This is a genomic window from Armatimonadota bacterium, from assembly GCA_039679645.1.
In the GTDB taxonomy this organism is placed as follows: Bacteria; Armatimonadota; UBA5829; order UBA5829; family UBA5829; genus UBA5829.
This window is the reverse complement of record JBDKUO010000069.1, coordinates 1-12,816: the sequence shown is the minus strand read 5'-3', so window position 1 is coordinate 12,816 and position 12,816 is coordinate 1. Positions and strand designations below refer to the sequence as shown.

The following is a 12,816-nucleotide window of genomic DNA, read 5'->3' as shown; positions in this document are numbered from 1 at the left end:
GTTCGGAATAACAGCAAATATAAAATATAATATACTAAATATTAAATTGTATCAGTCTCCGCTTACGGAGACTTTCTTCTGACCTATCTCGCCGATCTTCTTCTTGCCGAAGTAAACGTCCATGATAGCACGGCAGACGGGCGCGGCGGCGCTGGCTCCATGGCGGCCGTGTTCTACTATGCATGCGATTGCTATCTGAGGGTTCTCCACTGGGGCGAAGCAGACAAACCATGCATGCGCAGGCCCTCTGTTCTCTGCTGAGCCGGTCTTAGCGGCCACTGTGATGCCGGGAATATTACAGACTCGACCCGTCCCACGGGTTACCGTGGCACGCATTGCCTGCCGGACCAGCTCAAAATCTTCCGCCGAAGCGTTGACCTGACGCTTTATGTGAGGTTTAGTGCATCGTATAACCTTGCCGTCTCGATCTATAACTTTATCAAGTAAATATGGCCTGTAGACCTTGCCCTTGTTCGCAACTGCCGCTATTGCAACAGCCATCTGGAGGGGGCTGGCTTCGACATAACCCTGGCCTATACCGCAGCTCGGAGTCTCACCCGCGTACCATTTCTGCAGCTCAGGGGTTCTGAAGTGTTTTTTCTTCCACTCGGTCGAAGGCATTGTGCCTACGTGATTGTCGTCATACCGGCTTTCGTAAGGCAGGTCGATTCCTGTCGCCTGGCTTATTCCGAACTCCTTAGCTACTTTTGACATTCTGTCTATACCAAGTCGCAGAGCCAGTTTGTAAAACCAGACATCGCACGATTCTGCTATTGCCCTGGTGAATGTCACCCCTCCACCATGCACCTTCCAGCAGCGGAATGTGCGCCCGAAGTGAAATGAACCGGGGCAGCTTACTGTAGTGTTCTTGTTGCACTGATGATATACCAGCCCGGCAATCGCCATGACCGGCTTGAATGTGGAACCTGGAGGGTACACATTGTAGACGCTTCTGTTTTGGAGCGCCCGCTCGCGAGTGATCCTGTCCCAATCGCTGCGCTTGATTCTTTTAACGAAGATATTGGGATCGAACGACGGTTTGCTGACCATTGCCAGCACAGCGCCGGTCTTGGGGCTGATCGCCACCACAGCGCCTGTCTGCCTGCCAAGCGACCGCTCAGCAGCCACTTGCAGGTCCCTGTCGATTGTGAGCTTTAGGGTCTTGCCGGGTATAGACCGCTTCTCGCCGAGAATTCCGACTACCCTTCCCATCGCGTTGACTTCAATCTGTTTGCCGCCGTCTTTTCCACGGAGCAGGTCTTCGTACTCCCGCTCTATGCCGAACTTTCCGACATAATCACCGGGCCGATAGTCTTTATTTTCTTTTTTTGCTTCGGCCAGCCTCTCCTCGCTGATCTCACCAAGGTAACCCATAACATGGGCGACTGCATCACCGTCAGGATAGTCTCTAAGGTTGTCTAGCTCGACGCTTACACCGGGCAGGTACATTCTCATTTCGCCTATACGGGCAACAGTCGTAAGCGGAACATCTACCTCGACTCTGACCGGTGAGCCCGGCCTGGCCTCGCCCTTTTTCATGCTCATCTCGAGCCTGTCCTCAAGATCTGCAGGAGTAATCGCAAGGATTGTGCACAGCGTGCGTATTGCGCGCTTGTCTTTCTTCAGGACATCGGGTGTCGCCAGCACCACGAACTGCGGGCGGCTTGTGGCAAGCACGCGGCCTTTGCGGTCCAGGACAGTGCCTCTGGGCGCGCGGGTGCGCAGGAGTTTCATGCGGTTTGCTTCGGATGCCCTCATCAACTCGTCACCCAGAGCAATCTGCAAATACCACAGGCGCGCGATCAGAATCAGAAAAAGGACAACCGCAATTATGGCGAATGTATTTATTCGCGAGAGCTGGAGTTTGCGATCTTCAGATCTACTTGCCATTCCGACTCACATGCCCCTATTCTCTCGTGCGACCGTGCGCGGTACACACCTGTGTCGGCACTTCGTCGATAGGCAACCGTTTGCGCTCGGACGGGCAGTTGCGTGTCGCCAGCAGGCCCGTATCCTTACATATGAGCACGGTGACGTATTGTGTGCTCGAAGAAGTGTTTGTGCGTTCAGTGTGCCGCTGCGTATTTTCGGCGTGTGGCGCGCGTGAGTGGATTGTGCAATATGAAGTCGGCTCTGTGCCGCGAAGCATTTTTTCGGTATGTGTGGCCGGGCAATACCGGGTCGCAAGCATCTGGCTCTCATCGCAGAGCCTGACTGTGACAACATCCGAATCGGTTTCGGTCACATCAGGAGTCTGCTTCTCACTCGGTGTCTCGTCTTTTCGCGTATCATCGGCAGGTTGCTCTCGCCTGGGAGTATCCTTGGGAGTGTCGCTGATCTTTACCCTGTTAGTGGCTTGCTTTTCGTCCCGGTGAATTTTGTCGAAAATCGGCAAGGATTGGCTCATAAACTCTTTCCAGATCGGCGCACAGACAATTCCGCCGAAGGCGCTCCTCATCGGGGCGTTATTGTCGTTGCCGACCCAGCATGCCGCAACCAGTTTGCCGGGGACATAGCCTATAAACCAGGCGTCTCTGTCGTCGTTGGTGGTGCCGGTCTTGCCGCGGGCATCATGAATACTTCTGACCGCGTAGCCTGTCCCACCACTGCGGGTGACGACCGCTCTGAGCATCTTGTCCATATCGGAGTTCACTCGCTCGGATATGACCCTGTTGCCCTCCGGCGCGTAGTCCTGAAGAATCTCACCGCGGCTGTTGGTCACGCGGATTACCGAGCATGGCTCGACATGAATGCCTTTATTTGCAAACGTTCCATATGCCGAAGCGATCTCGATAGGCCTGAGCCCTCCAATACCCCCAATCGCAGTCGATAAATACGGATCGAGCGGAGCCGTTATACCCATCAATTGGGCATATTTGATGACGTTGTTTATACCGACTTTTTCGGCCACTTTTATGGCAGGAATATTGATCGACCTGGCCACAGCCGACTCCATAGTCACCCAGCCGTGATATCTGTTGTCGTAGTTTTTAGGTCTCCACGTGCCTCCCGTGCCGTTTGGGTATGAGACCGGAGCGTCCAATATCCTGTCTGAAGGCTTCATGCCTGCCGCCAAAGCCGCAGTGTAGACAAACGCCTTGAATGCGCTTCCCGGCTGCCGCTTGGCCTGGACACAGCGGTTGTACTGGCTGGCCGGGTCGACACTGCCGACCATAGCGCGTACATAGCCTGTGGCCGGCTCTATTGCAATAAAGCAGCCTTCACTGACATGGCGGAGCCTTTCATGTCTCCTTACTCCGTTTCGCAGCGCATCCTCGGCTATCTCCTGCATCTTGTAATTGAGGGTTGTGTAGACCCTTAGCCCGCCCTTGAAGAGGACATCGTCACCATATTTTTCCCTCAACTGCCTTGTCACGTAATCGACAAAATGCGGCGCCTTGTAGGTATTGCGACCCTTGGTCCGCCTTACGACATGCAGCCGTTCCGCCTTAGCTTCGTCCCTCTGCTCGGGAGTGATATATCCCTGCTCGGCCATGGCATCCAGGACCACATTGCGCCTGCCGACTGCCGCTTCTATATCCTCATGAGGAGAATATCCCGAAGGCTTTTGAGGCATACCGGCAAGCATGGCGCACTGCGAAAGATCGAGCCTGCCGACATCCTTGCCGAAATAGACTCGTGAGGCAGCCTGCACACCAAACGCTCCGCTGCCGTAGTAGACCTGGTTGAGATACAACTCCAGTATCTTGCTCTTGGTGAAGTTGCGCTCCATCAGGATAGCGAGCACTGCTTCCTGGACTTTTCTGTTCAGGGATTTACGCTGGGTGAGGTATACATTTCTGGCGAGCTGCTGGGTGATGGTGCTGCCGCCCTGGGCGAGCCGCTGGCCGCGAACGTTCTGCCAAATGGCGCGCGCGACGCCCTTCATATCGATCCCGGAATGGTGATAAAACCTCTTGTCCTCAATCGCAACGGTTGCAGTGCGCAAATTTTTGGGAATGTCGTTAAGCGGGACGTTGGTGCGGTCCTCGCGGTAGATCCTGCCGAGGATGACATTGTCGCTGGAATATATAATTGTTGCTTCCGGAGCCTCGAAATCGCCGACTTTCGGCAGTGCGTTAGACAGATTTATAAACAGTCCAAGCGCTATTCCAACCGAGGCGCTCACTCCGAGCAGGATCATCACCTGCAGTAAAGTCACTATTGACCGCAGCTTGCTTCGCTTGCCGCGGGTAGATTCCGTTCTTCGCGTTGACGCGGATTTCATATTCACCTTTACTCCCGATTCGCACTAAATTATAGGTTCGAGCGCCTGCGGGTGTCAACTAAATGCGCTATGGGTTTTGAGTTGTGAGTTATGAGTTCCCGGATTACGAGCGCTATGTGAACAAGAGCGAAAGCCGGATGTAATCCACAGCCCATAACTATGGTATAATTTTCCTATTCAAGGAGAGCCAATTACATGTATGAGATTACCATAGAAGATAGTTTCGACGCAGCTCATCGAATTCCCAATTATCCGGGAAATTGCAGCAGGCTCCACGGCCACACATATAAAGTGCAGGTGTGCTTTCGCGTGAAGTCGCTGGACTCGCTGGGTATGGCTATCGACTTCCGCAGAGCCAAGCAAATACTCGGCGCTGCGCTAGATTACATGGACCACCATTATATAAACGAATTGCCGGAGTTTTCGGATCAAAATCCGACCGCTGAAAATATAGCCCGGTTTATCTATGATCGCGTGCGCACTGAAGCCGCGTCTGTTCACAGCGTAAGCGTCTGGGAGACTCCATCGTCCTGCGCTACTTATTATCGCGAGGATGAATAGTCCCTATGGCTAAGCAACATGACCCAGCAAAACCACTGCAGAATTTAATCACGAAAACACGAAATTACGAAAACATGAAATTCGATTTTCGTGCTTCCCAGCTTTCGTGCTTTCGTGATAGAAATCTTTCCGGCTGGGTGTGCGAGATATTTGCGTCTATCCAGGGCGAAGGTATTTATTGCGGTCAGAGGCAGACATTTGTCAGGCTTGCCGGATGCAACCTCTCATGTAATTACTGCGACACCAAAGGCTCACGCGATCAAAAACCCGCAGCAGCCCGAATTGAACTCGGAGCAGGCAATCAGAAATTTGACGAAATGCCGAATCCTGTCGATACCGAAACGGTGATCGCGGCATGCCACAGGCTCGAATCGAAAGTAATTGCGCTTACGGGCGGCGAGCCTCTCGTTCAGGCTGATTTTCTGGCTCGACTTATGCCTGATATCAAGAGCGCTGGGATGATCACATATCTCGAGACCAACGGCACTCTGCCGGATGCATTAGCTCGTGTTATAGAACACACGGATATCGCAGCAATGGATATAAAACTTCCGAGTGCCAGCGGTGTTCCCGGCCTGTGGGAAGCGCATAAGCAGTTTCTTGAAGTCGCTGCGCAAAAAGAAGTGTTTGTAAAGGCTGTAGTTGCGCCCGTCACTCCTGATGAAGAGATTTGCAGGTGCGCAGAGATAATAGCTTCAGTCGACCGCAAGATACCTCTTGTGATCCAGCCCGTCAGCGGCGCAGGCTTCAGTGCGATATCTCTTATTCATATGCAGGATATCGCAATGGATGCGCTGAGTGACGTTCGTGTAATCCCGCAGTGCCATAAAATGCTCGATATGCCATGAAAAAAATAGGAATTACATCAACCATACCCGTTGAAGTTGTCTATGCGGCGGGCTGCGTGCCGGTAGACCTAAACAACATTTTTATAACCTCCGAAAATGCTTCCGCGATGGTAGCAGAGGCAGAGTATGACGGGTATCCCCGGAACGCGTGCGGATGGATCAAAGGGATCTATTCGGCTGCAAAGAAAACAGATATTGACGCGCTGATTGCAGTCGTCGAAGGCGATTGCTCACAGACACAGGCGATGGTCGAGACTCTGGAGATGGCCGGAATCGATATTATACCGTTCGCTTATCCATATGGGCGCGACCGCGACCTGCTGCGCATGAATATCGGCAAACTCATCGACCGGTTGGCAACGACTTGGGAGGCCTCTCTAGCATGGAAAGCGCGTCTCGACAGGATCCGGCAAAAAGTAGCCCAACTCGACGAGACCACCTGGCGCACCGGAGCCATATCTTCGTTCGAAAACCACTACTACCAGATCAACTGCAGCGATTTTATGGGTAACCCTGATGCATTTGAAGCGGATGTCGACAAACGTCTCGCCGATGTCGACTCACAACCCATAACCCATAACTCACAACTCAAGCTTGGTTTTATCGGCATCCCACCTATCTTTACAGACTTTTACCAATACGTCGAGAGCCTGGGGGTGCGAATAGTGTTTAATGAGGTTGTACGGCAGTTTTCGATGCCGTTTGAGACGACGGACCTAGTGGAGCAGTATACCCTGTATACCTACCCATATGATGTATTCGGCAGGATAGAAGATATAAATCGTGAAATAAAGAGGCGCAATCTAACAGGGCTGATCCATTACACCCAGAGTTTTTGTTTCAGGCAGATTCAGGACTTGATCATTCGCAGCCGAATAGACGTTCCGATCCTGACGATCGAAGGCGATTCCCCTACAAAACTGGATGCGCGGACAAAGGTTAGAATTGAAAGCTTCGTCGAGATGCTGAGCTGACCTAGACCTCGACGTGCACCCACTTACCAGAGCCCTCCTAAGGGACCTGATAAGTGTTGACGATACACTATTGCCTGCTACTGAACCAAACTAAGTAATTCACGGTATGTCGCTTGCACAACGCTATAGTTTTTTCATCACTAAAACCACAAGCAACCGTGCAATTTACTAAGCGTAAATTGCTTAGTGGGCAGCACCCACCGGGTGCACGGAAGGATCGTCTATTATTGCAATCACGCTCTCTTCCGTCATACCAAGGACCACCGACACCTCTTCGGCAAGCAGCTTCTTTGCTCTCTTGAGCTGGTGCTGTTCGCTGACTTTTGGGTAACGAGATTTCGGCTCTGTGACCCCCCGGCGGATTGCGCCCGCAAGAGCAAGAGGATCACCCCAGGTAAGATTCCGCAGGCCGTCACTTTTGGGCACATCTTCATCACCCGAGAGAATGTGAAGAGCCTCTTCGAGCTTGTCCGGAGTTGAAACCGGACGAAGTCCGAGTTCATCCGCAGAATCGACAGGGACGAAAATAGTGGAGCATATAGATGGCTTGGGGATCACGTAGTACTCGCGGCATTCACCGTCCTGCTCGCGACGTTCGATGGCGTCTATGGTTCCTACGCCATATCTAGGGTGTAAGACTGTATCACCGATATCCATTAGGAAAACAGTCCCCTTTCGTTAAGTCACGCCGGGATTTTTGGGGCTGGGAACCCGTAGCATAAAACCCGTCCGAGAAGTTTTTCGGCGCAAACTAATGGTGGAGTTATAAATAAGACAAATACATATTACTACGTTTTGCACACTAAGTCAAGGTTCACATTGATTGGCAGACGTGTTAAATTTGTTGCTATTCAAGTATTCCATTGTTCGGCGCAGCCGGATTTTCCACCGATTATTTCGTGGATTTGACATGCATCGTTAACCCTTGGCCGCAGTCGTAGTTTCCTTATCGGTTTTGGGGGAGGGTTTGCTCTTGCTCATGCCGGCAGTAGTGGTCGCCCGTGCGCCCGGACTGGGATAATCATTTACGTGAAATCCGGGACCTTTGAAAACTATTCCAACCGGGAAAAGGAGCCTTGCGATCTCTCCTTTACACTTGGGGCATTCCGTAAGCGGCTTGTCCTTCATTTTTTGAACTATTTCAAACTGGTGCCCGCACTTTTTGCACCGATAGACGTACGTAGGCATTTGTACTTCACCTCTAAATTGTATCAAGTTCAATTATACTCTGTTTATACCTGTTCGACAATCCTTGTTTGATCCATGCATGATCCATGCAGACCCTGGTCACATTAATTCGACGCATTCCTCGAAGGATAACGCCGCGCTTGCAAATAACAGGTTATTGTCTATGTCATTTAGGTGTTTTTTGCTGGAGTAGCTCTGTGAAAGTAATTGCTGTGGTTCTTGTTATCATATGTACGTTGGCCCCATGCTTTGCGTCTCAACCAACACAACCAAGCGCTAGTTCTTCTCAAACAGGCAGCAAAACAGTCAAATCAAGTCCTCCAAAGAGTGCAAACCAAACCAAGCCCGCTGCCAAACCCGCCAAATCATCTCTACGGACCGAAGCCGAGTTTAGTGGTTTTTCTTCCGATATCTCTGATCAGTTTTATGGCCGCATGAACATAACCAGTATGGCAGAACGCAGAAAATGGTGGTTGAAAGCAGGCTATGGGTTTACTCAATCGCGAACATACAGTAAAACGAAAATCTATAAGACCGATGTCTTCACATACAATCTCGACACTGAATATCGGCGCGATAGAAAGAAAGGCTACCAGTTCGTTTCAGGCTTAATGAATACTAAATATCCAAGCGCATACAAAAACCATCCTAATGATGTGTCAGGCTATTATATGGTCTCGGTCGGCCATGGCAAAACGATATCGCCGGGAATAGAATGCGAAGCTGCGCTTGCACATGTTACAGTGCATAAAGAGACAGTAGAGCGCCACATCGGTATGGTTTATGCTCTCAGGTTAAAGACTCCGATAAACCGGTCGACTATTCTTGATAGCGACATGCACTTCATTGACCCGTGGACAAAAAAGAGTCTCGTTGATTCACGCATAAATCTTACTTACAAACTCACCCAGGCATTGAGCATGAGGCTTACCTATGCCACGAACAATATTGTGGGCACAGCCCTCTACAGGTCCGACTGGGATAAGTCGGTCCGTGTTGCGCTTGTCTTCAGCAGGGGTAAATGATGCAGACCTGCTTATTGGAAGGACTCAATAGCGTGCTGAAAGTATCGATTGCATTATCGCTGGTGGTTGCAATGTCAATGTTTATCACATCTCAAAGCATGGCCGACTGGATCAAAGTCGACAATGCGGTTCAAACCTGTTATCAAAAGGGCGTACCCCATACAGATCGTAATGGGCACATGCTCTCAAAATATGACCCGCAGAGGTCATTCCTGCCGATCGGCATCTATCATTTCGTTCTGGACGACCAGTCCAGCGGCATACTCGGGTTCGATTATCTGGCAGCTTCGGGCTTCAACTGCTGCCACTACTGTGAGCTCCAGAAACTGAGCGATTTGATCGGCGACGCCGAAAAATCAGGCATCCAGCTATTTCCGCATCATCCGACGGATGAAGACGTCAAGGCCTACAAAGATAGCCCTGCCATTCTCGGATGGTATCTGGATGAAGAAGCGACCGGATTTTACTGGGGACCGAACATGGAGGCCGCGTTCAAAAAATTCCTCGCTCGTCGTGATGCAATCAAAGCTATCGATCCGAACCATCCGGTATTTGCTCTGGACGCCTGCTGGATAACGCCTCCGGCAACCGATTGGTGGGTCAAATGGAACAGCTCCGGCGATGTCACATCCCACGACAACTACCCGCTCAACGGCAAACACACATCTTTGAGTTATGACATGGGTATTCCTGAATCTATCAGCCTCGCAGTGTCATCTGTAAAACAGAAAAAGCCGATGTGGTTTTGCGCCCAGGCTCACAGCTATGATGATCCCAAATTCAGATGCGTATTCCCTACGCCCATGCAGGAGCGCTGTATGATTTACACTGCGCTGATCCATGGCGCCACCGGAATAATCTACTTTGGGATAGACTCATACATTCTCAGAGGCGGCAAGTGTATCGGCATAGCGCCCGATCCTCAGCCGGACTACAATCGCAGCACTTCACCGGATCGTGTAAAAGCAAATGCCAGGCAGCTTGCCGCATCCCGCGAGCTGTGGGAGACAGTTGTCGGGCTCAACAGGGAGATTGCCGGTCTGCGGCCATCTATTCTCTCTCCGACAGCAAGTGTTCCTTACGAGGTCTATATACAGGACCTGCCGCCTTCAGTGTCGTCATCCCCTATCCGCACGCTGCTAAAGACCAATCCGGCGGGCGGCTACACCCTGCTGCTCTCAAATGTCCAGGCAAAGCCCTGGAATGCACGTGTGCGGTTTCCTGACTTACGCAAACTGACCGTCAATGAGCTATTCGCGGATAACAAGCAAATCGCGGTCAATGGAGACTCTTTTGATATATCCTGCCCCGGTTTCGATGCGAGGGCATTTAGCGTTTATTTAAAGTAATGCAGCATAGAGGGAAAAACAGACAAAGGATAAAGTGATCAGCATGGACAAACCAGTCCATGTATTAGGGGAGGTGTTCCACCTTGCAAACAAAACCTAAGTTTATCATGTATTACTTGTTTCCAGTGGACTCTGTTCTACGTGATCCAAGCGAACCGTTCGATAGCGTGGACAAGTCGAACCTGTGCCTGTCGAGCAATCAAGATACTGCCAAAAGACAGCTCCGGCTTCACTACGCCGCTGCGCCAAGTGAAATTATCTCTGATGTGAAAGAAGCAGGGCTCAACGGACTCGCTTGCGTGGGGATTGACGGCACCTGTATTTCGCCGGATGAAATCCGAAGCGAGCGATATGCCGAACTCATCAAAGCATGCCACAATGCAGGCCTGCTGTTTATCCATGGCTTTCCATTCGCAGATACATACGGCAATCAACTCAGCAAAACATATCCCCACATTGTTCAGAAATATAAAGACGGCAGCAACCCATCTGTCGGTTGGGACCAGGTTAACGGGCACCCAAACATCGACTACGGCTCTAATGAGTTTATTGAGTTTTGCCGCAAGTCCATTGACGCTCTGGCCGATCTGGGAGTGACCATAATCGACTATGCGGAGCCGGATCATTTCCCGGGCCGCGAAAATGGCTATGGGCAATCTCTTGTAGAAGCATGGAAAGAGTTCACAGGGAGCGGAGACTTCGACCCCCAAACAATCGAGTATCGCCGGTTTATGGAGGACCGTAACATCAGGGGCCTTAATGAGATCGGCAGCTACGCTCATGCAAAAGGTCTGGCGGATCATCTCACCGCGAGCCCGCTTATGCATTGCTCCGCAACAATTTGCCAGAACTACGGTAAATATTCGCATACTCGCATTACGGAGCTTTCAAATACATTCCATTCGAGCTATGGGTCCTTTATCTCCGATCTAATGAGTTCAGTGTTTGGTATGCCGGTCCCTGCATCTCGCTGCGACGGGCTCGGCTTTATTGAATCCAAAAGCATGCGCGATTGGAGCGAAAGACATGCCGTTTACTTTGGATGCGGGCAGTCATTACCTTTTAATAGGATGCGCCAGCACCTGGCTTCGCTCGTAATCCTGCACCAGATGGACTTTTTCTGCTGGGATTACACAAACTTCCGTTATGACAGCATGTATCGGGGAGAGCCAATGCTGGAAGACCCGGAAAAGAAGTGGCAGAAGATTAAGTCACTGCTGCATAACACTATCGATACATATATGAGCTTACCGGAGGACTACCGCAACGCGGTTGTCTCACCTGATGCGCTGGTGTTTTACAGTAAGGTGAGCGATTATACCTGCGAATACGTTGACCCGGATATATCCAGGCTTTCAGGCGGATTATCGCTTTACGCCACATGCCTCAAGCTGCAATCTTCGGATGTGCCTTTTATGATGGCTTTTGACGAGTATCCCGATGTATTGAGCAGGGATGGCAAAGACGTCCCAGTTTTAATAATCGACGGCTGCCAGCAGCAGATATCGGACCGGTTTACCAAGGGAGTAGGGGAGTGGTTTACGCCTGGCAAGGCAGTGTTTTTCAGTGGAAACCTTGATCAAAATGCAGCAGACTTAATGGAAAGCCTTGCATCCGGGCTCACCATTGACCAAACACAGCAGGCCCAGGCAATCAGCGGATTCCGCAGTGCTGACTACTCCAACACTGTCTCATGCCTGAAATTCGACGACTGGAATGTAATCTACAAATGGAATGACAATCCGGTCATATATTCCAAGGGCAATGCAAAGACCGGGATAGTGATCTATAGCTTGGTGCCAGCATTCCAGCTTTATAATGAAGATGTGCGTATCCTCATCTCATATATACTGCGTCAACTTGAGCGTAACGAAGTCTCAATACAAGGCAGCATTCAACGGGAAGTCGTAAGATACCGCAATGGCAGCAAGACATTCATTGCAATCAAGAGCAATGATACCTGCGACGGCATGCTGACGCTCACTTCTGAAAAAGCGCCTCAGGGCATTTATCTTCGCTCGGATGAATCTTTTTCGTCAGAATCCGATGGCAAATACCGGCTGACATTGAATTTCAATCTGGATGAAGTAAGGATCATCGAATACCCTTGAGAATAATTGCGTTTCAATAGTAGTTTTGTTGTTTCTCTATGGAATCGGCTGTCAGGTATGCACAGCGTATAAAAAGAAGACACATTTATGGCGTATTTGCGCACGGTCCAGCGATCCGAAACGCTCCCCAACAGAGCGGTAGGAGGTGAGCGGCCGCTAACACAATGGCCACAGCCGCTATGCTGCGTGGAAAGAACAGGTTCGGTCACTTCCCATTTACAGTAGAAACAAGCTCTATGCAATGGTGAATTATATTCATTCCAATCCTGTCCGGCGAGGGCTGGCTCAGGAGCCGGGAGATTGGGAGTTTTTCCAGTTGGAGGCTTTATGAGCGCGGTGAGAGAGTGGTTATGGATATTACGCCTTTGGTTCTCTAATATTTTTCCAGTTCGTTTCTGGATTGACGAGGCTGTCTCAAAATTATTTTCTAAAACATTGAGAATCAGGCATGGATTGATGTGTTGGATGTCGAACTCCTATATATGAGGAGGTTGCCATGCCACAGTTCAAAGAAATGCCGATGCCACCTGAT

The 12,816-nt window shown here is 50.6% G+C and carries 10 protein-coding genes; 6 read left to right on the top strand and 4 right to left on the bottom strand.

Going from position 1 to position 12,816, the window contains the following annotated elements:
- Nucleotides 1–51: 51 nt before the first annotated feature.
- Both mrdA and ABFD83_14920 read right to left on the bottom strand, forming a co-directional pair.
- Nucleotides 52–1,890 (bottom strand): penicillin-binding protein 2, encoded by a 1,839-nt coding sequence (gene mrdA / locus ABFD83_14925; GenBank protein ID MEN6358364.1) that lies wholly within the window; start codon nt 1,888–1,890, stop codon nt 52–54.
- 16 nt (nt 1,891–1,906) lie between these two features.
- Nucleotides 1,907–4,228: a penicillin-binding protein 1A gene (locus tag ABFD83_14920; protein ID MEN6358363.1), complete on the bottom strand. Its 2,322-nt coding sequence runs from the start codon at nt 4,226–4,228 to the stop codon at nt 1,907–1,909.
- 195 nt (nt 4,229–4,423) lie between these two features.
- Here ABFD83_14920 and queD point away from each other — a divergent pair, with 195 nt between their 5' ends.
- The 3 genes from queD to ABFD83_14905 are packed head-to-tail and all read left to right on the top strand — an operon-like array spanning nt 4,424 to nt 6,611.
- Nucleotides 4,424–4,789 carry a 6-carboxytetrahydropterin synthase QueD gene (queD, locus tag ABFD83_14915; protein ID MEN6358362.1) on the top strand — a complete coding sequence of 122 codons (366 nt, stop codon included), beginning with the start codon at nt 4,424–4,426 and terminating at the stop codon, nt 4,787–4,789.
- A 5-nt stretch (nt 4,790–4,794) separates the two neighbouring features.
- The gene (locus ABFD83_14910) at nt 4,795–5,637 is read left to right on the top strand and encodes a 7-carboxy-7-deazaguanine synthase QueE (GenBank protein ID MEN6358361.1); all 843 of its coding nucleotides are present in this window, start codon (nt 4,795–4,797) and stop codon (nt 5,635–5,637) included.
- Nucleotides 5,634–6,611 (top strand): 2-hydroxyacyl-CoA dehydratase, encoded by a 978-nt coding sequence (locus ABFD83_14905; GenBank protein MEN6358360.1) that lies wholly within the window; start codon nt 5,634–5,636, stop codon nt 6,609–6,611. The genes ABFD83_14910 and ABFD83_14905 overlap by 4 nt, the downstream gene beginning before the upstream one ends.
- Before the next feature lie 183 nt (nt 6,612–6,794).
- Here ABFD83_14905 and ABFD83_14900 read toward each other — a convergent pair whose 3' ends face one another.
- Nucleotides 6,795–7,268: a CarD family transcriptional regulator gene (locus ABFD83_14900; GenBank protein MEN6358359.1), complete on the bottom strand. Its 474-nt coding sequence runs from the start codon at nt 7,266–7,268 to the stop codon at nt 6,795–6,797.
- Between the two features lie 261 nt (nt 7,269–7,529).
- Entirely contained in the window at nt 7,530–7,799 is a 270-nt protein-coding gene (locus ABFD83_14895) for an FmdB family zinc ribbon protein (GenBank protein ID MEN6358358.1), read from the bottom strand.
- Nucleotides 7,800–7,996: 197 nt separating this feature from the next.
- On the opposite strand from ABFD83_14895, the gene ABFD83_14890 reads away from it, so the two are divergent.
- The 3 genes from ABFD83_14890 to ABFD83_14880 all read left to right on the top strand — a co-directional run bounded on the left by ABFD83_14890 (nt 7,997) and on the right by ABFD83_14880 (nt 12,284).
- Nucleotides 7,997–8,824: a hypothetical protein gene (locus tag ABFD83_14890; GenBank protein ID MEN6358357.1), complete on the top strand. Its 828-nt coding sequence runs from the start codon at nt 7,997–7,999 to the stop codon at nt 8,822–8,824.
- Nucleotides 8,821–10,173: a hypothetical protein gene (locus ABFD83_14885; protein MEN6358356.1), complete on the top strand. Its 1,353-nt coding sequence runs from the start codon at nt 8,821–8,823 to the stop codon at nt 10,171–10,173. The genes ABFD83_14890 and ABFD83_14885 overlap by 4 nt, the downstream gene beginning before the upstream one ends.
- Before the next feature lie 83 nt (nt 10,174–10,256).
- Complete coding sequence (locus ABFD83_14880) at nt 10,257–12,284, top strand: hypothetical protein (GenBank protein ID MEN6358355.1); 2,028 nt, start codon at nt 10,257–10,259, stop codon at nt 12,282–12,284.
- The last annotated feature ends 532 nt before the right edge of the window (nt 12,285–12,816 follow it).